At 62.7% G+C, this 26,042-nt stretch carries 22 protein-coding genes and 1 pseudogene; 7 read left to right on the top strand and 16 right to left on the bottom strand.

Annotation, left to right across the window (positions count from 1 at the left end; all coding sequences use genetic code 11):
- Positions 1-31 precede the first annotated feature (31 nt).
- Both ACSSU5_RS03895 and hrpA read right to left on the bottom strand, forming a co-directional pair.
- A complete protein-coding gene (locus tag ACSSU5_RS03895) occupies positions 32-1,153 on the bottom strand; it encodes a beta-ketoacyl-ACP synthase III (protein WP_492560637.1) in 1,122 nt (373 codons plus the stop codon).
- Positions 1,154-1,330: 177 nt separating this feature from the next.
- Positions 1,331-5,236 (bottom strand): ATP-dependent RNA helicase HrpA, encoded by a 3,906-nt coding sequence (gene hrpA / locus ACSSU5_RS03900; RefSeq protein ID WP_492560638.1) that lies wholly within the window; start codon positions 5,234-5,236, stop codon positions 1,331-1,333.
- A gap of 498 nt (positions 5,237-5,734) precedes the next feature.
- On the opposite strand from hrpA, the gene ACSSU5_RS03905 reads away from it, so the two are divergent.
- Positions 5,735-7,099, top strand: a complete 1,365-nt coding sequence (locus ACSSU5_RS03905; protein ID WP_492560639.1) for a glutamine synthetase family protein — start codon at positions 5,735-5,737, stop codon at positions 7,097-7,099.
- A 25-nt stretch (positions 7,100-7,124) separates the two neighbouring features.
- Positions 7,125-8,432 (top strand): NAD(P)/FAD-dependent oxidoreductase, encoded by a 1,308-nt coding sequence (locus tag ACSSU5_RS03910; RefSeq protein ID WP_264312077.1) that lies wholly within the window; start codon positions 7,125-7,127, stop codon positions 8,430-8,432.
- Positions 8,433-8,560: 128 nt separating this feature from the next.
- On the opposite strand, the gene fadD1 is transcribed toward ACSSU5_RS03910, so the two are convergent.
- Together fadD1 and fadD2 are read right to left on the bottom strand one after the other, a co-directional pair.
- Complete coding sequence (gene fadD1, locus ACSSU5_RS03915; protein WP_264312076.1) at positions 8,561-10,258, bottom strand: long-chain-fatty-acid--CoA ligase FadD1; 1,698 nt, start codon at positions 10,256-10,258, stop codon at positions 8,561-8,563.
- Positions 10,259-10,522: 264 nt separating this feature from the next.
- On the bottom strand, positions 10,523-12,211 hold the full coding sequence (gene fadD2, locus ACSSU5_RS03920) for a long-chain-fatty-acid--CoA ligase FadD2 (RefSeq protein ID WP_264312075.1): 1,689 nt from the start codon (positions 12,209-12,211) through the stop codon (positions 10,523-10,525).
- A gap of 222 nt (positions 12,212-12,433) precedes the next feature.
- Here fadD2 and ACSSU5_RS03925 point away from each other — a divergent pair, with 222 nt between their 5' ends.
- On the top strand, positions 12,434-13,378 hold the full coding sequence (locus ACSSU5_RS03925) for an alpha/beta hydrolase (protein ID WP_492560640.1): 945 nt from the start codon (positions 12,434-12,436) through the stop codon (positions 13,376-13,378).
- 34 nt (positions 13,379-13,412) lie between these two features.
- On the top strand, positions 13,413-13,883 hold the full coding sequence (locus tag ACSSU5_RS03930) for a MaoC family dehydratase (RefSeq protein ID WP_264312073.1): 471 nt from the start codon (positions 13,413-13,415) through the stop codon (positions 13,881-13,883).
- 141 nt (positions 13,884-14,024) lie between these two features.
- Here ACSSU5_RS03930 and ACSSU5_RS03935 read toward each other — a convergent pair.
- From ACSSU5_RS03935 to ACSSU5_RS03970, 8 genes and pseudogenes are all read right to left on the bottom strand, one after another.
- Positions 14,025-14,959 (bottom strand): annotated as a pseudogene (locus ACSSU5_RS03935) (IS110 family transposase).
- 231 nt (positions 14,960-15,190) lie between these two features.
- Positions 15,191-16,429 carry an RNA polymerase sigma factor gene (locus ACSSU5_RS03940; RefSeq protein ID WP_492560641.1) on the bottom strand — a complete coding sequence of 413 codons (1,239 nt, stop codon included), beginning with the start codon at positions 16,427-16,429 and terminating at the stop codon, positions 15,191-15,193.
- On the bottom strand, positions 16,429-16,914 hold the full coding sequence (locus ACSSU5_RS03945; protein ID WP_264312071.1) for an SRPBCC family protein: 486 nt from the start codon (positions 16,912-16,914) through the stop codon (positions 16,429-16,431). The genes ACSSU5_RS03940 and ACSSU5_RS03945 overlap by 1 nt, the downstream gene beginning before the upstream one ends.
- 21 nt (positions 16,915-16,935) lie before the next feature.
- On the bottom strand, positions 16,936-17,280 hold the full coding sequence (locus ACSSU5_RS03950) for a YciI family protein (protein WP_264312070.1): 345 nt from the start codon (positions 17,278-17,280) through the stop codon (positions 16,936-16,938).
- A 44-nt stretch (positions 17,281-17,324) separates the two neighbouring features.
- Entirely contained in the window at positions 17,325-17,750 is a 426-nt protein-coding gene (locus ACSSU5_RS03955) for a YybH family protein (RefSeq protein ID WP_264312069.1), read from the bottom strand.
- A gap of 106 nt (positions 17,751-17,856) precedes the next feature.
- Positions 17,857-18,501 carry a LysE family translocator gene (locus tag ACSSU5_RS03960; RefSeq protein ID WP_264312068.1) on the bottom strand — a complete coding sequence of 215 codons (645 nt, stop codon included), beginning with the start codon at positions 18,499-18,501 and terminating at the stop codon, positions 17,857-17,859.
- A 79-nt stretch (positions 18,502-18,580) separates the two neighbouring features.
- Positions 18,581-18,913, bottom strand: coding sequence for a type II toxin-antitoxin system HicB family antitoxin (locus ACSSU5_RS03965; protein WP_008098794.1), 333 nt, complete (start codon positions 18,911-18,913; stop codon positions 18,581-18,583).
- A gap of 58 nt (positions 18,914-18,971) precedes the next feature.
- On the bottom strand, positions 18,972-19,937 hold the full coding sequence (locus tag ACSSU5_RS03970; protein WP_492560642.1) for a threonine dehydratase: 966 nt from the start codon (positions 19,935-19,937) through the stop codon (positions 18,972-18,974).
- 91 nt (positions 19,938-20,028) lie between these two features.
- Here ACSSU5_RS03970 and ACSSU5_RS03975 point away from each other — a divergent pair, with 91 nt between their 5' ends.
- Positions 20,029-21,375: an aminotransferase-like domain-containing protein gene (locus ACSSU5_RS03975; protein ID WP_492561300.1), complete on the top strand. Its 1,347-nt coding sequence runs from the start codon at positions 20,029-20,031 to the stop codon at positions 21,373-21,375.
- A 68-nt stretch (positions 21,376-21,443) separates the two neighbouring features.
- Here the strand turns inward: ACSSU5_RS03975 and ACSSU5_RS03980 are convergent, their stop codons facing one another.
- Complete coding sequence (locus ACSSU5_RS03980; protein ID WP_264312065.1) at positions 21,444-21,701, bottom strand: DUF2790 domain-containing protein; 258 nt, start codon at positions 21,699-21,701, stop codon at positions 21,444-21,446.
- A gap of 376 nt (positions 21,702-22,077) precedes the next feature.
- Between ACSSU5_RS03980 and ACSSU5_RS03985 the strand changes: the two genes are divergently transcribed.
- Positions 22,078-22,446: a GNAT family N-acetyltransferase gene (locus ACSSU5_RS03985; protein ID WP_492560643.1), complete on the top strand. Its 369-nt coding sequence runs from the start codon at positions 22,078-22,080 to the stop codon at positions 22,444-22,446.
- Here ACSSU5_RS03985 and def read toward each other — a convergent pair.
- From def to ACSSU5_RS04000, 3 genes are all read right to left on the bottom strand, one after another.
- Positions 22,401-22,937 carry a peptide deformylase gene (def, locus tag ACSSU5_RS03990; RefSeq protein WP_492560644.1) on the bottom strand — a complete coding sequence of 179 codons (537 nt, stop codon included), beginning with the start codon at positions 22,935-22,937 and terminating at the stop codon, positions 22,401-22,403. The two genes, ACSSU5_RS03985 and def, sit on opposite strands and share 46 nt — an antisense overlap.
- A complete protein-coding gene (locus ACSSU5_RS03995; protein ID WP_492560645.1) occupies positions 22,934-23,887 on the bottom strand; it encodes a YihY/virulence factor BrkB family protein in 954 nt (317 codons plus the stop codon). Before ACSSU5_RS03995 ends, def begins: the two co-directional genes overlap by 4 nt.
- Positions 23,888-24,045: 158 nt before the next feature.
- Positions 24,046-24,225 (bottom strand): CsbD family protein, encoded by a 180-nt coding sequence (locus tag ACSSU5_RS04000; RefSeq protein ID WP_027593166.1) that lies wholly within the window; start codon positions 24,223-24,225, stop codon positions 24,046-24,048.
- A 232-nt stretch (positions 24,226-24,457) separates the two neighbouring features.
- Here ACSSU5_RS04000 and ACSSU5_RS04005 point away from each other — a divergent pair, with 232 nt between their 5' ends.
- A complete protein-coding gene (locus ACSSU5_RS04005; protein WP_264312061.1) occupies positions 24,458-25,930 on the top strand; it encodes a right-handed parallel beta-helix repeat-containing protein in 1,473 nt (490 codons plus the stop codon).
- Positions 25,931-26,042: the final 112 nt, after the last annotated feature.

Consider the following 26,042-nt stretch of genomic DNA (forward strand, 5'->3'; position numbering starts at 1 on the left):
CGCGAAAAGGCCGGTACAGCCCTTGCAAAAACTAGCGCTTGCGCAAAATCACGCTACCCACCGAATACCCCGCACCAAACGAACTCAACACACCCACCGAGCCCTCGGCCAGGTCATCCTGATACAGGTGGAAGGCAATCACCGACCCCGCCGAACTGGTGTTGGCATAGCGGTCCAGAATCACCGGTGCTTCTTCCTCGGTCGCTTCACGCCCCAGCAGCTTCTTGACGATCAGGTGGTTCATGCTCAGGTTGGCCTGGTGCAACCAGAAGCGTTTGACGTCGCTCGGCTGCAGGTCATTCGCTTCGAGGTGCTCGCCGATCAGTTCAGCCACCTTCGGGCACACTTCACGGAACACCTTGCGGCCTTCCTGGATGAACAACTTGTCCGCCGCACCTTCACCCTCCTCCGCCGCACGGTTGAGGAAGCCGAAGTTGTTACGAATGTTGTTGGAGAACCCGGTCCACAACTTGCTGCTGACAATTTCGAACTGGTGCTTGGAGGTGGCCTGGTCGGCACGTTCGATCAGCACGGCGGTAGCGGCATCGCCGAAGATGAAGTGGCTGTCGCGGTCGCGGAAGTTCAGGTGGCCGGTGCAGACCTCGGGGTTGACCATCAGTACCGAACGCGCTTGGCCCAGCTGCACGCTGTTGGCGGCGGTCTGGATGCCGAAGGTGGCTGACGAGCAGGCCACGTTCATGTCGAAGGCAAAGCCCTCGATGCCCAATGCATTTTGCACTTCGATGGCAATGGCCGGGTATGGGCGCTGCAGGTTGGAGCACGCGACGATCACACCATCGACGTCGGCGGCGGTGCGGCCCGCACGTTCAAGTGCCTGGCGGGCAGCGGCCACCGCCATCTCGCACAAAATCGAGGGCTCGTCATTGGCGCGCTCTGGCAGACGCGGCTTCATGCGTTGTGGGTCGAGGATGCCGGCCTTGTCCAGCACAAAGCGGCTCTTGATGCCCGAGGCCTTTTCGATGAACGCGGCATCGGACTGCGGCGCTGCCTCGACCTCACCGCGCTCGATGGCAGCCGCGTTGTCGCGGTTGAACTGCTGCGACCAGGTATTGAAGGACTCCACCAGTTCTTCGTTGGAAATGCTCTGGGCCGGGGTATACAGGCCGGTGCCGCTGATCACGACGTTATGCACGGTCGTTCCTCTGGTCAAAGGCCATCGCCACAGGGCGTTGGCTGGAAACATGACTGGACAATGGCACCTTAGTGCCAATTCAAGGGCGAGGGCTGCACTCCCTGTGGGAGCGGGCTTGCCCGCGAAGGGCCGCAACGCGGCCCCAAATTGCACCAATATTGCCACAAGTCAGGAAGTTTAGCCTTCCACCTGACTCCACTGTTTGCTCAAGCGCTTGTCCGAAATCGGCACTTTGGTCCCGAGCTGCTGAGCAAACAACGACACCCGATATTCTTCCAGCAACCAACGGTACAGCGTCAGTTGCTCATCGCGCTTGCCCTCCTGGGCGTGCTTGTCGGCGCGCGTCTTGTACTGGGCCCAGAGGTTCGCCAGCTCGCCGCTCCAGACACGGTCCTTCTGCACCTGCGAGCCCAGTTTCTCCAACCGCAGTTCCACGGCCTTGAGGTAACGCGGCAGCTCCTTGAACCAGGCACCCGGGGTCTCGCGAACGAAGCCCGGATACACCAGGTTGGCCAGCTGTTGCTTGATGTCGTTCAGCGCCACCGCCTGGCTCAGGTCGATCTTGCCTTTGAAGCGCTTCTGCAGCCCGTGCCACAGCTTGAGCACTTCCAGGGTCTGGCGCGCCAGGCGCTCGGCATGCTCGGCCCAACTGCCGCGTTTGCGCTCGGCCAGCCCGGCCAAGGCTGCACCATCGCGCGGCAGCGGGTGTTCGCCCTCCAGGATGCAGCTGTCCAGGCTGGCCAGCAGAATGTCTTCGACCAGCGCCTCGACACGGCCCAGCTCGCGGTACAGCAAGCCCAGTTCGGTCAGCCCGGGCAGCTTGCCCCGCAAGAATTTGGCAGGCTCCGCCAACTGCTGCAGCAACAGGCGCTGCAAGGCGCGGCGGTGCTGGAACTCAGCTTCGGCCTGGGTCGAGAAACGCCCTTCGCGCACGGTGCCGTTTTCGTCCACCAACGCTGGGTAGACGGTCATCGACAGGCCGGCAATCTTCTGCTGGGTGCTCTGCGCCACTTCACTGAAGGCCTTGGCCTGCACCGGTCGTTCGGCGTTCTCGCTGCGTGGCACGGCCAGTGCGGCCTGGCTGGCAGCGGCGAAGCGTGCGGTCAGCTCGGCAAGGTCGCGGCCCTCGCCGAGGAACTTGCCCTGGCCATCGACCACTTCGATGTTCATCCGCAGGTGGCCTTCGACCAGGCTGACAGACTCTGCCCAAGCCTCGTCGGAAACACGCGCACCGGTCATGCGCAGCAGCTCCTGGCCCAGCGCCTGGGGCAACGCGCCCTGGCCAAAGGTCATGCGCGCCAGCGAGGCTTTGACAAAGTCAGGCACCGGCACAAAATTCTTGCGCAGGGCCTTGGGCAGGTTGCGCACCAGCGCCACGCACTTGGCCTCGATCAGGCCCGGCACCAGCCACTCCAGGCGCTCGCCCGGCAGGCTCGGCAACAGTGGCGCCGGTACGCGCACGGTCACACCGTCGCGGGGGTGGCCCGGCTCGAAGTGGTAGGTCAACGACAGGCGCAAGTCACCCACCTGCAGGCTGTCCGGGTACTGCGCAGCGGTGACTTCGCTGGCCTCGCGCGCCAGCACGTCTTCCTCGCGCATGATCAGCAAGTTGGCGTCCTTCTGGCTGGTCATGCGGTACCAGGCATCGAAGGTGGCGGTCTGGTGGATGTCCTCGGGCAGGCGCGCTTCGTAGAAGGCGTATAGGGTCTCTTCATCGGCGAGGATGTCGCGCCGGCGGGCCTTGGCCTCCAGTTCGTCGAGCTGTTCGAGCAGGCGCTTGTTGGCCGACAGGCACTTGGCCCGCGACTGAATCTCGCCCCCCACCAGCCCGTCGCGGATGAACAGCTCCCGCGATGTCACCGGGTCGATCGGGCCGAAGTGCACCGGGCGCCGGCCCACCAGGATCAACCCATACAACGTGATCTGTTCATAGGCCACCACTTGCCCGCGCTTTTTCTCCCAGTGCGGCTCGAAGTGGTTCTTCTTGATCAGGTGAGTCGCCAGCGGCTCGATCCAGTCGGGCTCGATCCTGGCGACCATGCGCGCATACAGTTTGGTGGTCTCCACCAACTCCGCAGCCATGACCCACTGTGGGCGCTTGCGGCCCAACCCCGAGGACGGGTGGACCCAGAAGCGCCGCTGACGGGCACCCTGGTAATCGCCCTCTTCTGTCTTCTGGCCGATCTGGCTGAGCAGGCCGCTGAGGATGGCCTTGTGCATCCGCTGGTAATCGGCCGGCTCCTTGTTGACCGCCAACTGCAGTTCACGGCAGATCAACGCCAGCTGGCGGTGGGAATCGCGCCATTCGCGCAGGCGCAGGTAATTCAGGAAGTTCTTGCGGCACCAGTTGCGCAGCGGGTTGGCGGTCAATGCCTGGCGCTGCTCCTCGAAACCACGCCACAGGTTGACCAGCGCGGCGAAGTCGGAATCGACGTCCTTCCACTGCGCATGCGCCTGGTCGGCCGCCTGCTGGCGCTCCGGCGGCCGCTCGCGCGGGTCCTGCACCGACAGGGCACTGGTGACGATCAGCACTTCCTGCAGGCTGCCTTGGCGGGCGCCTTCCAGCAGCATGCGGCCCAGCCGTGGGTCGATAGGCAAGCGCGCCAGCTGCCTGCCGAGCGGGGTCAGCTGGTTCTCGCGGTTGACCGCCGAGAGCTCCTGCAACAGGTTGAAACCGTCGCTGATGGCCTTGCCATCCGGCGGCTCGATGAACGGGAAGGCATCGATCGCACCCAGGCGCAGGTGCAGCATCTGCAGGATCACTGCCGCGAGGTTGGTGCGCAGGATCTCCGGGTCGGTAAACGCCGGCCGGCCGTTGAAATCCTCTTCGCTGTACAGGCGCACGCAGATGCCAGGCTCGACCCGGCCGCAACGGCCTTTACGCTGGTTGGCGCTGGCCTGCGACACCGCCTCAATCGGCAGGCGCTGGACCTTGGCGCGGTAGCTGTAGCGGCTGATACGGGCGGTGCCGGTGTCGATCACGTAGCGAATGCCCGGCACGGTCAGCGAGGTCTCGGCGACGTTGGTGGCCAGGATCACCCGGCGCCCGGTGTGCGACTGGAAAATACGCTGCTGCTCGGCGGGCGACAGGCGCGCATACAACGGCAGAATCTCGGTATGGCGCAGTTGCGCCTTGCGCAAAATCTCGGCGGCATCGCGGATTTCCCGCTCGCCGGGCAAGAAGATCAGCACATCGCCAGGCCCCTTGCCCTCGCTGCGCTCGTGCTGCGCCAGCTCGTCCAGCGTGGCGAGGATCGCCTGATCGACGGTGAGGTCTTCCTCGATCTGGTTGCCTTCCTCGTCCTGCTCGCTGGTCAGCGGGCGGTACCAGGTTTCTACCGGGAAGGTGCGCCCCGACACTTCGATGATCGGTGCGCCATCGAAATGCTGGGAGAAACGCTCAAGGTCGATGGTCGCCGACGTGATGATTAGCTTCAGCTCCGGACGGCGGTGCAGCAGGGCCTTGAGGTAGCCGAGCAGGAAGTCGATGTTGAGGCTGCGCTCGTGGGCTTCGTCGACGATGATCGTGTCGTAGCGTTCGAGGAAGCGGTCGTGCTGGGTCTCGGCCAGCAGGATGCCGTCGGTCATCAGTTTGACCAGGGTATTGGCATCACTCTGGTCCTCGAACCGCACCTGGTAGCCAACCAGCCCGCCAAGCGGCGTGCCGAGCTCTTCGGCGACACGGGCGGCGACGCTGCGCGCGGCGATCCGGCGTGGCTGAGTGTGGGCGATCAGGCCATGGCTGCCGCGCCCCAGTTCCAGGCAGATCTTCGGCAACTGCGTGGTCTTGCCCGAGCCGGTCTCACCGGCGATCACCAGCACCTGGTGCTCGGCCAGCGCCTTTTTGATCTCGTCACGCTTGGCGGCAATCGGCAGGCTATCGTCGTAGCGCACGGTCGGCACGCTTTGCTGGCGCGCGGTGACCTGGGCGCAGGAGGCCTGAACCTTTTCCACCCACTGGGCAAGCTTGGCTTCGTCTGGGCGTTTGCGCAGCTCATGCAGTTGCCGGCGCAGACGATGGCGGTCGGCGATCATGGCGTGGTCGAGGTTTTTCAGGAGCTGGTCGATGGCTTGGTCTGTCATGGGGCTTTTTAGTGATGCAGGTGAGCCTGCTTTTTCATGATCGGCATTTGAAGAGGCGCGATTGTCGCAGATTTGAGGGTTCTCTGCTGATTCCCGGCATTCAAAACGGGGGCTGCCGTGCAGCCCTTTCGCGACCCAAGGCCGCTCCTACAACGATCAGGCAAGCGCACAATGTTTAGTGAAGCCTGATGTAAAGGTTGCCATTCACTGCTTTAATCAACCTTACGCCGCATGTGAGTATCAAAGGCATGACTCCCGCCCAGCCTATTGCCCCACCGTCGTCCCGCCCTTCGCTACCGAAGGCCCGGAGCCGTGCTGGGGAAAATCCGCTGGTCCACATCATCCTCGCCTTCTGGGCCTTGTGGCACTGCCGCCACGCACGCCCACCGGACACTTCGCTCACGCCATTGTGACCAAACCCGGCCACCGTCTGGCCGTTTGACTCAACTGGGCCGCCTGCATGCGCGGTGGCCCTGTGCGCCCGTGAGCGAATTCATCATGCATTTTGCACCCGTAGAGCAGGCCAGCCGATTTCTGGCCGACAACCCCGATATCGAGCTGGTCGAACTGTTCATCCTCGACGCCAACGGCGTTCCGCGCGGCAAGCTGCTGCACCGCGAGGAACTGCTGGCGGTCTACCAGACCGGGCGGCCGCTGCCCAGCACCATCCTCGGCCTGACCCTCAATGGCGATGACGTCGAAAACTCAGGCCTGGTCTGGGATGTTGGCGACATCGACTGCCGCGCCTACCCGCTGGAGGGCAGCCTGGTACGCCTGCCCTGGCGGCGCATACCGACGGCAGCGGTACAGGTCAGCATGCACCCCAGCGAAGGCTTGCCGGCCAGCATCGCCGACCCCCGCCATGTACTGCTGCGCACCATCGATGCGCTCAAGGCCGACGGCTACCACCCGGTGATGGCGTGCGAACTGGAGTTTTACCTGCTCGACCAGAAACGCGATGCACAGGGCCGCCCGCAGCCGGCCCTGGACAACGACGGCGGTCGCCCGCGCAGCACTCAGGTATATGGCCTGCGTGAGCTGGAACAGATCGAGCCGTTTCTCGCCGACCTCTACGCCGCCTGCAAGGCCCAGGGCATTCCGGCCCGCACGGCGATCTCCGAGTACGCACCCGGCCAGGTGGAAATCACCCTTGAGCACGGCGATGCGCTGGCGGCCATGGACCAAGCCGTGCGCTACAAGCGCCTGGTCAAAGGCGTGGCCCATGCCCATGGCATGCAGGCCTGCTTCATGGCCAAACCGTTTGCTCAACTGGCCGGCACCGGCATGCACATGCACCTGAGCCTGGCCGACAGCGCCGGCAACAACCTGTTCGCCAGCGAGGACAAAGCCGGTACGCCGTTGCTGCGCCAAGCGGTGGCCGGCATGCTGCGCCACCTGCGCGATTCGCTGCTGCTGTTTTGCCCCAATGCCAACTCGTTCCGCCGCTTCCAGGCCAACAGCTACGCGCCGCTTGCACCCACCTGGGGCGTCGACAACCGCACGGTCAGCCTGCGGGTACCGGGCGGCCCGGCCAACAGCCGGCACGTCGAGCATCGCATCTGCGGTGCCGATGCCAACCCGTACCTGGCCGCTGCGGCCATCCTCGCTGCCAGCCACCGCGGCATTCGTGAACAGCTGGACCCCGGCGCCCCCGTCGAGGGCAACGGCTACGCCCAGGCCACCGAGCACCTGCCCACCGACTGGCTGACCGCCCTGGATGCCTTGCAGCATTCGGACTGGGCCCGGGAAGCACTGGGCGAGGACTTCCTCGGGGTGTACCTGAAGGTCAAGCGCGCCGAGTACCGCCAGTTCATGGCCGAAGTCAGCGAACAGGACTGGCGCTGGTACCTGCACCAGGCCTGAGCCCCATTCATTACAAGGAACACCCATGAACGCAGCATTGAACAAGGGACCGGCCCAACGTGCGCCGTCCTACTACAGCGCCTCCCTCAATGACCACACGCAGTACCCAACCCTCAAGGGCACCGTGGACGTCGACGTGGCCATCATCGGCGGTGGATTCACCGGCGTGGCCACCGCAGTGGAATTGGCCGAGCGCGGCCTCAAGGTGGCCATCGTCGAGACCAACCGCATCGGCTGGGGCGCCAGCGGGCGCAATGGCGGGCAGGTGACCGGCAGCCTGTCGGGTGATGAAGCCATGCGCACACAGATGCGCGATCGCCTGGGCAGCGAGGTGGATGATTTCATCTGGCACCTGCGCTGGCGTGGGCACCAGATCATCGAGCAACGGGTGGCACGCTACGGCATCGACTGCGACCTCAAGCGCGGCCACCTGCATGCGGCGATGAAGCCCTCGCACCTGAACGAGCTGCGGGGCTTCGAGGCTGAGGCCCAGCGGCGCGGCATGGGTGACCAGGTCGAGATGCTCGACAGCCGCGCCATTGCCCGGCACCTGCAGAGCCCGCTGTACCTGGGCGCTCTGAAAAACCGTCGCAACCTGCACCTGCACCCGCTCAACCTGTGCCTGGGCGAGGCGCGTGCCGCCCACAGCCTGGGGGCACTGATCTTCGAGAACTCAGAAGTGCTGGACATCGTCCACGGCCCGCGCCCGGCGGTCGTGACAGCCCAGGGGCGGATTGAAGCCCGCCAGGTGATGCTGGCCGGCGATGTTTACCACAAGCTGGAGCAGCGCAAGCTCAAGGGCAAGATCTTCCCGGCCATGGGGGGCATCGTCACCACCGCACCGCTGGGCGAGCTGGCCGAGCAGATCAACCCGCAGGACCTGGCGGTGTACGACTGCCGCTTTGTCCTCGACTATTACCGCCTGACCGCCGACAAGCGTTTGCTGTTTGGCGGCGGCGCCAACTACTCCGGGCGTGATTCACGGGATATCGAAGGTGAGCTGCGCCCTTGCATCGAACGCACCTTCCCGGCGCTAAAAGGGGTACCGATCGAGTTCCAGTGGAGCTGCGCCATGGGTATCGTGGTCAATCGCATCCCGCAACTGGGCAAGCTCTCGGACAATGTCTGGTACTGCCAGGGATACTCCGGGCACGGCATTGCCACCAGCCACATCATGGGCGAGATCATGGCCGAGGCGCTGACCGGGACACTGGAGAAGTTCGACACCTTTGCGCAGTGCAAGCACGTGCGGGTGCCGATGGGGGACTTGCTGGGGAATCCGCTGCTGGCGGCGGGGATGTGGTACTACCAGATGCTTGAGAAACTGCGCTGATTTTACCGGCCCTTTCGCGGGGCAAGCCCGCTCCCACAGGTATCCCACAATACTGATGTGTTTCGGGATACCTGTGGGAGCGGGCTTGCCCCGCGATAGGGCCAGCAAAGCCAGCCCAGATTAAAGGATCAAGCGATCTTCTTGAGCCCCTGCTTCTTCAACTCTTCATCACGCAACTCACGGCGCAAGATCTTGCCCACGTTGGTGGTCGGCAATGTATCGCGGAACTCGATGAAGCGCGGCACCTTGTAACCGGTGACGTTGGCACGCATGTGCTCCATCACCTGCTCCTTGGTTACGGTCATGCCCGGCTTGACCACGATGAACACCTTGATCACTTCGCCCGATTTCTCGTCCGGCACGCCAATGGCCGCACACTGCAGCACACCGGGCAAGCCGGCCAGCACGTCTTCCAGCTCGTTGGGGTACACGTTGAAACCCGAGACCAGGATCATGTCCTTCTTGCGGTCGACGATGCGCATGTAACCGTCTGGCTGGATCAGCGCGATGTCGCCGGTCTTGAGCCAGCCCTCGCTGTCGAGGATCTCGGCGGTGGCATCCTCGCGCTGCCAGTAACCCTTCATCACTTGCGGGCCCTTGATGCACAGCTCACCCACCTCGCCCAGCGGCAGTTCATTGCCATTGTCGTCGATGATCTTGCACAGCGTCGAAGGCACCGGAATACCGATGGTGCCGACCTGGTTGGCCTCAGACGGGTTAACCGCAGCCACCGGGCTGGTTTCGGTCATGCCGTAGCCTTCGCAGATGGCACAACCGGTAACGGCCTTCCAGCGCTCGGCCACGCTCAGTTGCAGGGCCATGCCGCCCGACAAGGTGATTTTCAGCGCAGAGAAGTCCAGGGCGCGGAACCCTTCGTTGTTGCACAGGGCGACGAACAAGGTGTTGAGGCCAACGAAACCGCTGAACTTCCACTTGCCCAGTTCCTTGACCATCGCAGGCAAATCACGCGGGTTGCTGATGAGCACGTTGTGGTTGCCGATCAGCATCATCGCCATGCAATGGAAGGTAAAGGCATAGATGTGGTAAAGCGGCAGCGGTGTGATCAGGATCTCGCAGCCTTCATGCAGGTTCGAGCCCATCAGCGCCCGGCACTGCAGCATGTTGGCCATCAGGTTGCGGTGGGTCAGCATCGCGCCCTTGGCCACCCCCGTGGTGCCGCCGGTATATTGCAGCACCGCAACGTCGTTGGCGTGCGGGTTGGCCTCGGTCACCGGCTGGCCCTTGCCCAGGGCCAGGGCATCGTTGAAGCGCACCGCACGCGGCAGGTCGTAGGCCGGCACCATCTTCTTCACGTACTTGATGACACTGTTGACCAGCAGGCGCTTGAGCGGCGGCAGCAGGTCGGCCACTTCGGTGACGATGACATGCTTGACCTGGGTCTTGGGCACCACCTTTTCGGCCAGGTGGGCCATGTTGGCCAGGCACACCAACGCTTTGGCGCCGGAGTCGTTGAACTGGTGCTCCATCTCCCGCGTGGTGTACAGCGGGTTGGTGTTGACCACGATCAGCCCTGCACGCATGGCACCGAATACCGCTACCGGGTATTGCATGACATTGGGCAGTTGCACAGCGATGCGATCACCCGGTTTCAGGTCGGTGTGCTGCTGCAGCCAGGCGGCAAATGCCCCCGACAGCGTATACAGTTCGCCATAAGTGATAGTCTTGCCCAGGTTGCTAAAGGCCGGTTTGTCGGCAAAGCGTTGGCAGGATTGCTTGAGTACCGCCTGGATATTGGGGAATTCGTCAGGATTGATTTCCGCCGTAATCCCGGCTGGGTATTTATCCTTCCAAAAATGTTCGATCATGGAAGCCCACTCCTTCAGCAACAGCGAAGTTCGATTCACGCGTCGATGCGCTTATTATTGATATGTGATGACGGCTCATTGCAAACCGAATCATCTGAAAGCGGCCCGAGAGTAACAGCTTTGCCAGGGGTCGCCTAGAGGCCAAAATAGGCCTTACGGTCACAAAAATGACTCAATGAACAATACAGGTCATTTTTAGAGTATTTATCCAAAATGTCGCAAAACGGGCCAAAAGGCCCGTTCTAGAGACGTCTTTCAGCCCGGTCACGCGATGTCACGTAACTCGCGTCGCAGGATCTTGCCCACCGGTGTCATCGGCAACGATTCGCGCAACACAATGTGCTTGGGCACTTTGTAGCCCGTGAAGTTGGCCTTGCAGTACGCCCTGAGCTCATCGACGCTCAACCCGCCCTCGCGCGGCACCACGAACAGTTTCACCGCCTCGCCGGAACGCTCGTCCGGCACACCGATGGCCGCGCAGTTGGCCACCTGCGGATGGCCCATGATCACATCCTCGATTTCGTTGGGGTACACGTTGAAGCCCGAGACGATGATCATGTCCTTCTTGCGGTCGACGATGCGGGTGAACCCATCCGGGTCGATCACCGCGATGTCGCCGGTTTTCAGCCAGCCCTGCGCATCCAGGGTCTGCGCCGTGGCTTCGGGTTGCTGCCAATAGCCCTTCATCACCTGCGGGCCCTTGATGCACAGCTCACCCCGCTCCCCCAGCGGCATCTCGTTGCCGTCGTCGTCGATCACCTTGAACGCCGTACCTACCACCGGGATACCCACCGTGCCCAGGCGCGCCAACTGGCCGTAAGGGTTGGTGCTGGCGACCGGCGAGGTCTCGGTCAGGCCGTAACCTTCGACGATGCGACAGCCTGTGAGGCTCTCCCAGCGCTCGGCGGTGGCCTTGACCAGCGCGGTACCGCCGGAATTGGTGACTTTCAGTGCGGAAAAGTCCAACTGCCTGAAGCCTGGGTGGTCCATCAGCGCGACGAACAACGTATTGAGCCCCAGCAGGCCGGAGAAACGCCACTTGCCCAACTCCTTGATGAAGCCGGCAATGTCCCGCGGGTTGGTGATCAGCACGTTGTGGTTGCCGGTGACCATCATGCACATGCAGTTCGCGGTAAAGGCATAGATGTGATACAGCGGCAGCGGCGCGATCATCACCTCCTGCCCTTCTTTGATCATCTTCTGCCCGTCTGGCCCGTGCTGCGAAAAACACGCCAGCACCTGAAGCATGTTGGCCACCAGGTTGGCGTGGGTGAGCATGGCGCCCTTGGCCAGGCCTGTGGTGCCGCCGGTGTATTGCAGCACGGCGATATCGCCCAGGCTCAGCGGCACCGGCTTGTGGCTCAGCGCGCGGCCTTCGCGCAGCACCTGCTTGAATGACACCGCCTGGGGCAATTGGTAGGCCGGGACCATCTTTTTCAGCTTGTCGACCACGGTGTTGACCAGCCAGCCCTTGGCGGCGGGCAGCAGGTCACCCATTTTCGCTTCGATCAGGTACTCGATAGCGGTATCGGGCAGCACCTCCTGCACGCGTTTGCCGAACATGTTCAGGTAGACCAGCGCGCGGGCGCCGGAGTCCATGAACTGGTGGCGCATTTCACGCTCGGTGTAGAGCGGGTTGGTGTTGACCACGATCAGGCCAGCGCGCAGCGCACCGAAGACGGCAATCGGGTACTGCAGCACGTTGGGCATCTGCACCGCGATGCGATCGCCCGGGACCAGATCGGTATGTTGCTGCAGCCAGGCAGCGAAGGCCGCCGAATGGCGCTCCAGTTCCGCGTAGGTCAGGGTGACGCCGAGGTTGCTGAACGCCGGGCGATCGGCAAAACGCTTGCAGGAGCGCTCGAACACCTCGACGACGGAGGTATAGGCATGGATATCGATAGTAGAAGGCACGCCCGCCGGGCGCTTGTCGTTCCAGAAGTCGGCTTGCATTTATTATTGTTCCTCTGCCTGGACCTGCCGTGGAGCGGGTCGGTTAATCCTTTGACCTGGTCGCCAATGGCAAACAGGCGTTCAACCGACGTTAGCAGGTAAGCCCAAGACGGCATATACGCCAAGCTGCGCCATTAACATTGTGAATCTTATTTGTGCCCTTCCTGCAATCCAGCCGGTTGCGCATACACTGTGCTCGTACCCCTGCGCAAAGGATCCGCCATGCCACATGACGCCTTCTGGCTGCCCGCCAGCGAGCATTGCAGCCTGTACGTGCACCAATGGCTGCCGGCCACGCCGGTCAAGGCCGTGGTGTTGCTGGCTCATGGCATGGCCGAGCACGCCGGGCGCTACCAGCGCCTGGGCCACGCGCTGAGCGAGGCCGGCTTCGCCCTGTTCGCCCCCGACCTGCGGGGCCATGGCCGCACCGCCGAGCTGGGCAGCCTCGGCCTGTTCGCCCGCCATCATGGCTGGAATGCCGTCATCAATGACCTGGGATTGCTCACCCAGCACATTGGTCAGCAATACCCCTGCACACCGTTGTTCCTGTTCGGCCACAGCATGGGCAGCTACATTGCCCAGGCGTACCTGATGCACCACAGTGCCAGCGTGCATGGGGCGATCCTCAGCGGCTCCAACTTCCAGCCGGCAGCGCTGTACCGGGTGGCACGGCTGATTGCCCGGGTAGAGGCCTGGCGCCAGGGGCCGCTGGGCAAGAGCGCGCTGATCGACTGGTTGTCGTTCGGCTCGTTCAACAAGGCCTTCAAGCCCAACCGCACGGCCTTCGACTGGCTTAGCCGCGACCCTGGCGAAGTCGACCTGTACGTGAATGACCCGCTCTGCGGCTTTCGCTGCAGCAATCAACTGTGGCTTGACCTGCTGCGAGGCTTGGCGCAAATCAGCCAGGCAAGTAACCTCGCGCAGATCGATCCGAACCTGCCAATGCTGGTGATTGGCGGCGAATGTGATCCGGTCAGTGCCGGCAAGCGTCTCAGTCATCTGGCCGACGCGCTGCGCGCGACCGGCAACCGGCATATACAGCTGCGCGTCTACCCTGAGGCGCGGCACGAAGTGCTTAACGAAACCAACCGTGACGAGGTCACCGCCGATATTCTCGGCTGGCTCGAACAGGCGCTGGCCCTTGGCCGCCCTGCGCGCAGTGAATGATAGCCGCCCTCGCCCACCGCTTAAGGAAGCCCCGATGTCCCAGGTCACCAACACGCCTTACGAAGCCCTTGAAGTCGGCCAGACAGCCACCTTTGAAAAGTCTGTGGAAGAACGCGACATCCAGCTGTTCGCCGCGATGTCCGGTGACCACAACCCGGTGCACCTGGATGCCGAGTTCGCGGCCAAAAGCATGTTCCGTGAACGCATTGCCCATGGCATGTTCAGCGGCGCGCTGATCAGTGCGGCGGTGGCCTGCACCCTGCCTGGGCCTGGCACCATCTACCTGGGCCAGAAGATGAGCTTCCAGAAGCCGGTAAAAATTGGCGACACCCTGACCGTGCGCCTGGAAATCCTTGAGAAGCTGCCCAAGTTCAAGGTGCGCATCGCCACCAATGTGTACAACCAGAACGATGAGCTGGTCGTCGAGGGCGAGGCCGAGATCCTGGCACCGCGCAAGCAGCAGACCGTCGAGCTGGTATCGCCACCTAATTTCGTGGCCAGCTGATTTCAGCGCGGGTTTCTGCGCAAGGCCAGCCCCTTGATTGAGTGGGAGCAACTGTCTTCTTGTGGAAGCTGGCCTTGCCGGCGATGGGGCGCGTAGCGCCCCAGGCCCGGCTGTGCCGGGCATCGCCAGCAAGGCTTGCTCCTACGAATGAGCTATTTGCTCCTTCCAGGGCGTTCCGGTCTTGAGCATCGCATTTAGCCTCACTATCAATACTCGCATACACGCCACCACCGATACTTTCGCGCACTTCCCTTGGGCTCGCAGTGCTTTGTAGCGCTCGCAGAAGTCCTTGTTGTGCCGTATCACCACCCAGCAGGCCATATAGAGCGCCCGCCTGACTTGTGAGCGCCCCCCCAGATTGAACGCTTGCCCGACTGCTTGCCGCTGTCCTGGTTGAACGGCGCAACACCGACCAAGGCGGCAATTTCCTTCTTATCCACCTGGCCCAGCTCTGGCAGCAAGGCCATCAGCTTTCCGGCAGTAATCAGACCAATTCCTTTGACTTGAGTGAGCTGTTTAACCCGGTCATCAGGCAAAGCTGCTGCCTGCTGTGCGATCTCTTGTTCCAGCGCTCGAATTTCACCCTTCAGATAGGCGATGTGTTGTTCCAACCGCAAACAAACACTGGGAGCCCGCGCCTGCTTCAGGCGCCGCTTGTCATCGTCGCGCTGTTGGACGAAGCGATCCCGCTGCATAAGCAGTTCGCGCAGCAAGGCCCGCTCGGGTGTCATCACCTGGCAAGGCCGTGGGGGCATAACTTCAGCCAGGTGAGCCAAAACCGCTGCGTCAATGGGATCGGTCTTGGCGCGTTTACCCATCGACTTGGCAAAGTCCCGGGCACGACTGGGATTGATCCGGCAAACCGGAAAATCGGCATCCCGCAGCGCTTTGAGGACATTGCACTCGTAGCCACCGGTAGCTTCGAGCAAGACCATTGAAACTGCATACCCGCCAAGCTTTTCGACGAGCAGTTGGAATCCCTTCAAGTCATTGGAAACACTGAAGTTCACCCCCTCAGGGCGGATGTGAACAGCAAGTGTGGCACTGGAAACATCGATGCCGACAGAGGAAGACATGGCCAAACCCTCTTAAACTCAAGGAGTGAGAGCGCTTTGGCTTGGCCCACGCTTGTGATTCGAGATTACGCCCCTCATCCAACTGTTCGGGCTCTCGCCAAAGTGGAACGGTGAATGGCAGCTTTTGCTCCCACACGTGCTCTGGGCACCTCGGGCTATCAGCTTGCCATTCACCGCTCTCACTTCAGATTCTATTCCCTCTCCAAGACACAAGCGGGCAGTATTGCCCGCTCATTCCAGTGCCTGGAGCCGCCGCTCGATATGCCGCCGCTCCGGCTCCTGTCGGGTCAACGCCAATGCCTGCTTCCAGGCGGCACGGGCCTCTTCGACATGGCCCAGTTGAGCATGCAGCTCCGCGCTTGCCGCATGCACCAGGTGATAATCACGCAACTCGCCCGCCGCCAGAATCGCTTCAACCTCCGCCAGCCCCGCCTCGGGCCCATCCCGTTTCGCCAGCGCCACTGCCCGGTTGAGCGCCACCACGGCGGACGGCCAGTGCCCTTGCAACACGTCATACAGCCCGACGATCTCGTCCCAGTCGGTGTCATTGGCCGTGGCCGCCTCGGCATGCACCGCAGCTATCGCCGCCTGCACGGTATAGGCGCCATACCCCCGGCTTCGCAGGGCGTGACGCACCAGTTCACAGCCCTCTTCGATGCGCTCACGGTCCCACAGGCTGCGGTCTTGTCGTTCAAGCAACACCAGGTTGCCCTCGGCGTCGGTACGCGCGCGTTGCCGCGATGCCTGCAACAGCATCAGTGCCAGCAAGCCGGTCACCTCCGGGTCTGGCAGCAATTGCACCAGCAGGCGGCCGAGACGGATCGCTTCGTCAGACAGATCCTGCTGCAGCAGTACGTTTCCGGACGACGCCGAGTACCCTTCGTTGAACACCAGGTAGATCACCCGCAGTACGCTCGCGAGGCGCTCGGGCAACTCGTTGAGCGCGGGCACTTGATAGGGGATGCCGGCGTCGCGGATCTTGGCCTTGGCGCGCACGATGCGTTGGGCGATGGTTGCCGGGCTTTGCAGGAAGGCCCGGGCAATCTGCTCGGTAGTCAGGTCGCAGACTTCGCGCAGGGTCAGTGGCACCTGGGCGTCGGCAGCCAATGCCGGGTGGCAGCAGGTGAAGATCAGCCGCAGACGGTCGTCGACAAGCAGTTCGTCCTCGCTGGGGTCTTGCACCTGGCTTTCCAGCAGCATGATCAGGTCCGCCTGGGAGCGGTCGAAGCGGGCACGTCGGCGCAACGCATCGATGGCCTTGAAGCGGCCGGTCGAAACCAGCCACGCCCGCGGGCTACCGGGGATGCCATCACGCTGCCAGCGTTCGACGGCGATGAAGAACGCATCGTGCATGGCCTCCTCGGCCAGGTCGAAATCCCCCAACAGGCGGATCAAGGTTGCCAGGATGCGCCGCGAATCACGGCGGTAGACCGCCTCGACCTCGGCGCGCACCTGCTCCAGGCTTGCCATCAGTCTGGCATCCGTTGGGTCACCACCTCCACCAGGCGATCCAGGCTTTCTCCCCAGCCCTGGTGAAAGCCCATTTCCTCGTGGGCACGGCTGTCGGCGGCATTCCAGTGCCAGGCGCGGGCGGTATAGCGGGTCTTGCCGTGTTCCTCGTCGAAGGTGACCACAGCGGTCATGAACGCTTTGTCGGAAGGCACCCAGCCTGGCCCAAAGGCGTCGGTGAACACCAGCCGCCTTGGCGCGGCAATCTCTAGGAACACGCCCTGGGTCGGGTACTCGGTACCATCCGGGGCGCGCATCAGGGTGCGGAACAGGCCACCGACCCACAGCTGCATCTCGCATTGCGGGGTGGTCATGCCATGCGGCCCCCACCATTTCATCAACCACTCAGGTTCGGTCCAGGCGCGAAACACCTTGGCCGGTGGTGCGTCGATCAGGCGGCTGATGGACAACTCGTGCTGCGCTTGCGCAGGGTGTGCAAGGCTCATGCTGGTTGTTCTCCGTTATTGTCAGGGTTGCAGTTCGCGCACAGGCCGCACTTCTACACTGCCGACCCTGGCGGCGGGGATGCCCTTGGCGATGTTCAGCGCCTCGTTCAGGTCCCGGGCATCCACCAGATAAAAGCCGGCTAGTTGCTCCTTGGTCTCGGCGAACGGGCCATCGGTAAGGCTCATGTGCCCACTGCGCACACGCACCGTGGTAGCGGTCTGTACCGTCTTGAGCGCCTCGGCCGCGAGCATGCGCCCGGAGCCTTGCAAGGTTTCGGCATACGCCATGCACTCGGCGTCTTCCGGGCTGTCGGGCAGGCTGTGCAGCAGCCCTTCGTCACAATAGACCAGGCACAGGTATTTCATGATCGCCTCCAGGGCTTTGGCAAAGTGCGTTTGGCGATATCGGATCAGGGCTTGAGATCGAACAGGGCTTTTTGGGTTTCCATGTCGAAGGGTGCCGACCAGTGTTCGTGGATCACCTGCCATTGCCCGCCCTGGCGGCGATAGCCGACCGTGACGCGCATGAAGCCGCATTGGCTTTCGTCGTCCGACGGGCCGCAACGGTTCAACCAGTGGGCCAGGCCCAGGTCGCCGTCGGCGTAGACGGTGAGTTGGGTGAGTTCGAAGACCATGGGACCGGTGCACATGCCCATGCACATTTCCCAGTGGGCCTTGTAGGCGGCCTTGCCTTTGAATTGCAGTGCCTTGATGGCATCGAAGGCGACGATATCGTCGGCATAGGGGGCAGTGATGCCTGGGATGTCACGGCCGCGCACGGCCTGCATCCAGCGGTCGATCAGTTGGCGGATTTCGCTTTCGGCTGCGGTGCTCATCGGGGGTTCCTCCGATCGTTCGTCAGGTTTCGGCACAAGGATGTCTGTGCCTTCAACGCTTGGTCGAACGGTAGCCGGGGGAATCGACAGGCCTATGAAAAAAATCTTAAAGGGCTGGGCTAGAGAGAATGAACTCGCGATACCCCGAAACAATCACGTACACCGCGAAATAGCAGAAAATCGCCGCCGACAGCAGGTACGACCAGGTCAGCAATCGATCCCCCAGCAAACGCCCACCGTGGCTAGCGATGCCACACAGGCTCAGGCACCAGACCAGCCCCGCCGCGAAAAAGCCGCTGAGGAACAACCCAGCCTCCAGCAAGCTGCCACCGCCCGAGCGGGAAATCAGCACGCCACCGACCGCCGCGAACCACAAAATCGCGGTGGGTGAAGACATGGCCAAGAAGATCCCGCGCAAAAACTCGCGCCAGCCCGACTCCACCACCACGTCTGCTCGGGTGTCCATATGCCCGCCACGCCATGCTGCCAGCAGCATCTTCACCGCGAACCACACCAGCAGCGCCGAACCGCCCAGCCACAAGGTCCAGCGCACGCTTTCGAATTGCAGCAGCACGGTCATCCCGGCCAGTGCGGCAACGGCATAGACCAGATCCCCCACGCAGGTGCCAAGCCCCAGCCAGAAGCCTTTGAGAAAACCACGCTGCATGGCCAAGGTGATCATGGCGATGTTGGCGATGCCGATGTCCAGGCACAGGGACAGGCTGAGGAGAAAACCATTGGAGAAAGGCATTGAGCACTCGATGACCGGCCAATTAAGCGCCGTAGAGCCTGCCACGAGTGATCACGGGTTGGGAAGAAGAAGTGTTCGATCAGGCAAAGGCTGCCTGCTCGAACACCTCATCCGCCCATTGGTTCAGGCTTTTGCCGGCAGCACGGGCCGCAATGCTGGCAGCCGCGTGGACTTCTGGCCGGATACGCAACATGACCTTGCCCGACGCCGGCTTTTCGGGGGTGATGCCCTGCTCCGCACAGTCGGCCAGATAGTCCTCGAGCGCTTCGCGGAAGGCTTCATGCAGCTCAGGAACGGAGCTTGCGTGAAAGCTGATGATGTCGCGCATGCCAAGCACGCGACCCACGAAAATGTCGTCACGCTCATCGTATTCGATTCGGGCGGCATAGCCCTTGTAGCGCATGCAACTCATAGGCTGACTCCTGCCAAGTGCTATCAAATTAAGATAGCACTTGTTCCTCGATATTCATTCAGGATTTTTCATCGCCCGCCAGCACTTGCGCATAACGCGCCCGATCCACGTTCGCCCCACTCAGCACTACAGCCACCCGCCTGCCCACTTGCCGCTCGCGCTCCTGCATCAACGCCGCCAGCGCTGCCGCCCCAGCACCTTCGGCGGTGTTGTGCGTGGCCTCGTGGTACACCCGCATGGCCTCGGCAACTTCGTCGTCGGTGACGCGCACGATGCGCGCGGCATGCTCGCATACCAGGGCGAACGCCTCCGGGTGCGGTACCCGGCAGGCCATGCCATCGGCGAAGGTGTCGGCAGTGGCGGTGGTGACGATACGGCCTCGCTCGAAGCTTTGCGCATAGGCATCGGCGGCGCTGGACACAACCCCCACGATCTCGGTCTTCAGCCCCAGCAGGTTGCGGGCCTGGATCAGCCCGCAAATGCCCGACCCCATGCCGATAGGCACGTAGACACAGTCCAGGTCAGCCACCGCCTCGAACAGCTCCAAGGCATACGTGGCTACCCCGCGCACCAGTTCCGGGTGAAACGACGGCACCATCGCATAGCCCAATTCGTCAGCCAGCCGGGCGGCCTCCTCGCGGGCCACGTCAAAGTCGACACCGTGCTCCACCAGTTCGGCACCCAGTGCGCGCATGGCGGCGTTCTTCTCGGTGGAATTGCCTTCAGGCACGACGATCACCAAGGGTATGCCCGCCTGGCGTGTGGCCAGTGCCATGCTTTGGCCGTGATTGCCGCGCGTCGCGGTGACCAGGCCACGGGGCGGCTCGCCAGCCGCCAGCAGCGAGCGCACGTAGACCAGCCCACCCCGCACCTTGAATGCCCCGGTGGGCGCATGGTTTTCATGTTTCACCCACACCTGGCAGCCCAGCCGCTCAGCCAGCAAAGGCCAGGCGTGCTGAGGTGTTGCAGGCACATGCTGGTGAACGAAATCGGCGGCTTCGCGCAGGGCTTTCAGGTCGAACATGGCGATCATCCCTTTTCGGTAGGTGGTTGATCCGATCCTAAACCCCGGGCATTGTATGGGTACAACCTTATATTGCATGGGTAGCAATTTCGTGTGGATCCCAGCGCTTGTGGATGATGAGCAACCCCGCTACCTGGCCTTGGTCGATGCCATCGCCAACGCCATCGAACGCGGCGAACTCAAGGTCGGTGACCGCCTGCCGCCCCAGCGGCGCCTGGCCTGGAAGCTCGGCCTGAACCCCAGCACCACCCAGCAGGCCTACCGTGAAGCGGCCGCTCGCCATCTGGTGGCAGGCGAAGTCGGCCGCGGCACTTATGTGCTGGCAGGCAGCAAGGAAGCGACCCTGTTTCGCCTCAAGCACCACGATGGGCAACAGCCGCTGATCGACCTGTCGACCAACGTACCGGTGGCCGACCCGCACAATCAGGATTTGCACGACAGCCTGCGCAGCTTGCTGGAACGCCGCGATAGCGGCCTGCTGGATCACTACCTGGGGCCCGAGCAGCTGCTGCTGGGCCGCATTCACGGCGCACAGTGGTTGGCCAATCGCGGTTTGGCCCTGTCTGCAGAGCAGCTGTTGCTCAGTGGCGGCGCTCAGCAGGCACTGACCTTGGTGCTGCAGTCGTTCTGCCAGGCCGGTGAGCCGGTCATGCTCGAAGCGCTGACCGCCCCAGGCATCAAGGCGGCCTGCCGGCAGCTGCGCCTACCCGTGCATGGCGTGGCCCTGGACAGCCAAGGCCTACGGCCCGACGACCTTGACCGCGTCGCCCGCGCCAGTGGTGCCCGCGTGCTGGTGACCACGCCTACCCTGCACAACCCTACCGGCGCCTGCATGGATGACGCGCGCCGCGAAGCGCTCGCTGCGGTAGTCAAACGCCTGGGGCTGCTGGTGATCGAGGACGACGTGTATGGCGCGCTCAGCGACCGGCCGCCGCTCTACCCGCTACTGGGCGAGCGAGGGGTTCTGATCAGTAGCCTGTCGAAGACGGTGGCGGCAGGTTTGCGATTGGGGTGGATCGTGGCCAGCCCACAGGTGCTTGCACAGGTCGACCCGCACGCCCAGGCCAGCCACTGGCCGGTGTCACCGCTGAACCTGCATATCGCCTGCCAGTGGATCGAGGACGGCACCGCAGCGCTGCGGCTGGCCTGGCAGCGTACGGAAATTGCCGAGCGTTGGCGCCTCGCGCGAAAGTTGCTGGGTGATGGGCTGCACCACACAGGCCAGCCTTCACCCCACGCGTGGTTGGCCACATCGCAGGGGGCCGAGGGGGTGGTAAAGCAGTGTCGCGAACTGGGGGTGGAAGTCGTCCCTGCCAGTGTCTTCGCCATTGGCGCGACCGAGGTGCAGGCCGTACGTATTAGCCTGTCAGCGGCGGCAAGCCGAGCTGAACTGAAACGAGGGTTGGAGGTGGTGCGGCAGGTACTGTCCAGCCGATGAGCCCGAGAGTGGCCGGCAGCCCCCTCTTCACGACGGCTTGGCGCGAAGAGGGGGCTGGCGTTGACTCATCAACCCTGCTGGCAACCCTCGCCCATGGCGCGGTACTGAATGGTGTGCACCTGGCCCTGGTGGTCTTCATAGGTCATGGTCGCTGGCACCACTTCGCAAACATTGGGGATGGTCGACAGGTTGATGACCCGTTTGATATCCAGGTTCATGGAGTAGTCGTACTGCTGGGCCACAGGCTCGTTGGAGACAGGTTTGGCCTCATCGGCGAGGGCGAACGAGGACATACCGACCAATGCAAGAATCAGTAATGGTTTCATGTGGGTTTGCCTATAACGCAATCAAGCTGATCGATTGACTTCTAATGCCGTCACTGGCGCGGAGAAGTTGTCATCGACTGCAAAGATGACACGAAGTACCGATCCCGCTTCGTCGTACTGCTGGTGGGATGAATAAAAGTCTACTCCCGGTTGGCAATAGTTGAACCCCGAAGTCGGATATTCACCCTTGCCGGATTTGCAACAATCTGCGACATAATGGCTTGGACATGTTGGGGTAGAGCTTTTGGCATGTACCTGCCCGTCTTGGCCGTTTAAACAAGGGATATGCGTAATTTCTGAATATCTGTATTGCTCAAGGCTGCTTGCCCCTGAGCGTCGCCTGCTCGATCACTTCTACCGCCAGCACGGTTCACGCATGCGCTCAGCCTGTGACGGTGAACTGTGGGTTGCGCGTGCCAGCGGCATCATTGCGGGGTTGAGCGTGGCCGCGGTGGGCGATGGCTACTGGCTGACCGGGCTGTTCGTCGACCCGCAACGGCGCGGCCAGGGTGTGGCTGGGCGGCTGGTCGACGCCGCACTGGCGCAGGTCACTGGGCCGACCTGGCTGTTCTGCCACCCCGACCTTGTGCCCTTCTACCAGCGCCTTGGCTTCGATACGGCCGTCACGCTACCCCAACCCCTGGCTGCCCGCTTGCAGCGCTACCAACGCAGCAAGCGGCTGGTGGCTCTGGCGCGCGGTCAGTCGTCGCTGGCATCCAGCCCGGGGAACAGCACCTCGGTGTAACCGAACTTGGCGAAGTCCTGGATGCGCGAGGGGTACAGCCGGCCGATCAGGTGGTCGCACTCGTGCTGCACCACCCGTGCATGGAAGCCATCAGCAAAGCGATTGATCGGGTTGCCTTGAAGGTCGAGGCCCTCATAGCGGATGTGCTTGTAACGCGGCACCACGCCGCGCAAGCCGGGCACCGACAGGCAGCCCTCCCAGCCGTCCTCGACCTCGGTGGACATCGGCGTGATCAACGGGTTGAGCAGGATGGTCTGCGGCACCGGTTCGGCATCCGGGTAACGCTCGCTGCGCTCGAAGCCGAAGATGACCAGTTGCAGGTCGATACCGATCTGCGGTGCAGCCAGGCCCACACCCCCAACATGGCGCATGGTCTCGAACATGTCGTCGATCAACTGCTGCAGCTCGGCGCTGCCGATCATCTGCTGGGGCACGGGCGGGGCGATGCGCAGCAGGCGTTCATCGCCCATCTTGAGAATGTCACGGATCATCTGGGATTTGGCTCGGTGGTGTGCGGCTCGACCGGGTGTTCATGGCCGAGCACAGTGATGGTTTCCTTGGGTTTATCGCCCTCGAAATCCTTTTCGCCAGGGTTCTTGCCCTCGGCCGACATGTGCTCGATCACCGCGTTCATTTCGGCGCCGAGCAACAGCACCGCAGCGGAAATGTAGAAATACAGCAACAGCACGATGATCGCACCGATGCTGCCATACATGGCGTTGTAATCGGCAAAGGTTTTCACGTAGTAGGCAAAACCCAGGGAAGCGACAATCCACACCACCACGGCCAATACAGAGCCTGGGGTGATGAAGCGAAACTTCTGTTTCACATCGGGCATCACGTAGTAGATCAATGCCACCGCCACCATCATCAGGATGATGATCGCCGGCCAGCGCAGGATGGTCCACACCGTGACGATCACTTCCTGCATGCCGACCTGGGCGGCAATCCATTCCATCACCTGCGGCCCCAGCACCATCAGCGCCGCAGCAGCCAGCAGCATGACGGCGATGCCCACGGTGTAGAAGATGGACAGCGGTATGCGCTTCCAGACCGGGCGGCCTTCGGGCACGTCATAGGCCGCGTTCATGGCACTCATCATCAGCCGCACGCCGGCCGAGGCGGTCCATAGGGCAATCACGATACCCACCGACAACAGCCCACCCTTGGACTGTTGCAACTGGTCGATCACCGGGTTCACCTGTTCCAGAGCCTGGGGCGGCAGCACCAGTTCCGACTGCAGGCGCAACCAGGAAAAGAAATCCGGCAGATGCAGAAAACCGATCAGGGCAATCAGGAACAACAGGAAGGGGAACAGCGAAAACAGCATCTGGTAGGCCAGCGCTGACGCATAGGTGGACATCTCGTCGTCGAGGAATTCCTGGACGGTGCGCACCAGCACGCGGTGCAAGGGCAGGCCCTGCAGGGCGGGAAAAATCATAGCGTCTCCTTTCGCCGCTCGATCGATACAACAGACAAGTCTAATAGACCACGCCGTTGCTGTGCTGCTCCCGAGGGTTTAAAAGAAAATGCCTACGTTAAACGCAATCCCGGCAGGAACAGCTATGTGCTGCTCCTACCGGGCAACACCTGACAACATCAAGGCTTCTTCACAGCGTCCTTCACATTGCCCTTGATCTGCTGAGCTTCGCCCTTGAGTTCTTGGGCCTTACCTTCGGCCTTGAGCTTTTCATTGTCGGTCACTTTGCCGACGCCTTGTTTCACGTTACCGATTGCTTCGTTGGCCAAGCCTTTGGCTTTGTCTTTAGTACCGCTCATGGCAAAACTCCTGCAAATGGAGACACGTGAACCGTGTCGACAGTCTGTGGACCCAAGGCCTTTCGCAGGAGTTTCAATCAATTTGCCTCGATCAAGCCGAGCGGCCAATCTGCGGGCGAATACCGCACCAAATCCCTGGCAACTGCCTGCGCAGCACGGGCTGCCTGCTCTAGAATCCCCCGCATACGACCGCCTGCAATAAAAACAACGACTTATCGGAAACCCTGCCCCCATGCGTTTGATGCCTGTGCTCGTGGCCTTGCTGCCACTGCTCCCCCTGCCTGCCCTCGCCGCCTCGCCGGCCGTAACCGAAGCCCTGCGCGTCGACCGCTATGCCGACGATGGCCAGCCCGGCACCCTGCGCTGGGCGATCGAGACCAGCAACCAGAACCCCGGCCACTACCGCATCGAGATCGCTGCGGTCGGCCAGGCGCCCTATGTCATTCGCCCAACGCATGCGCTGCCTGAAATCAAAGGCCCTGTGCGCATCGCCGGCCTGCCATGGGCCCGCGACGGCCAGTACATCGCCATCGACGGCTCGGGTTACATCAAGGACCAGGGTGTACATACCTGCCCCGGCGCCCTGCCCGGCCAGTTCGGCACTAACGTGCGCACCACCACCCACCCGGGCCTGGTGCTGCGCGACACCCAAGGCGTACACCTGAGCGGCCTGGAAGTGCGCAACTTCTGCATCGGCATCCTGGTCAACCGCGCCAGCGGCAACGTCATCGAAGACAACCGCGTCATCGCCAACAAGGGTGGCGCCGGCATCATGCTCACCGGCGACGATGGCGCCGGCAACCCGACGGCAACCACCACGATCAACAACAAAGTGCTGCGCAACCAGCTGATCGACAACGGCGACGGCCTGGAGCTGACTCGTGGCGCGGCCTTCAACCTGGTAGCCGACAACCTGTTCCGCTCCACCGCGGCCAACCCCGAACCGTCCCAAGGCATCGAGATTCTGCTGGGCAACGACAACACGGTGGTGCGCAACCGCTTCGAAAACTACTCGGACGGGCTGCAGATCAACTGGGGCAACCGCAACTACCTGGGCGCCAACACCTTCAGCGGCAACTCGATCGGCGTCAGCGTCACCGGTGAGGGCAACATGCTCGACGGCAACCTGATCCACGGCAACCGCATTGGCGTGGCCTTGCGCCCAGAACCGACCATCACCGCCACGCGCCTGAGCGCCAACCGCATTTGGAGTAACAGCCAGGACATCCGCCGCTGCGAGGCCGGCGGCTCCTGCGTGCCGGATCAACGCACCGGTGCCATCGTCTTTGGCGTGCCGGCGCAGGCGCATGCTTTGTATGTAGGGTCGCGCGGGGTGGGGGCGGAGCTGGCGAAGAAGGACCAGGCGATCATCTGCGATGCCAAGGGCGAGCCCAAGCCTTGCCAACCGCTGCCCAACCACAACCAGCAGGCGCCTCGGCTGATTGCACTTGAGGGGAATGTGATTCGCGGTGAAGTGCAGGGGCCGGCGTCGAGCCTGTTGCGCATTGAACTGTTCGGCAATGCGCAGGCTGCGGGCAGCGAGGCGGAGCAGTATCTCGGGGACGTGCTGGTGGCCAGCGATGCCAAGGGGCAGGCGCGGTTTGCCCACCTGCTGGAGAATATCGGTGGGTTAAACAGCTTTACTGCGACGGTGACCACAGCCGATGGGGCGACTTCCGAGTTGAGCCTGCCGGTTAGACGCTGAGGCAAATGGCCTCTTCGCGGGGCAAGCCCGCGAAGAGGCCGGCCCAGGCAAAGCGCATGGCAAACCTTGCCCCGCTAACCGCCACCCCTCACAATGCAGGCCTTATCAAGCG

Source organism: Pseudomonas sp. E1MeOHC2 (genome assembly GCF_058745025.1).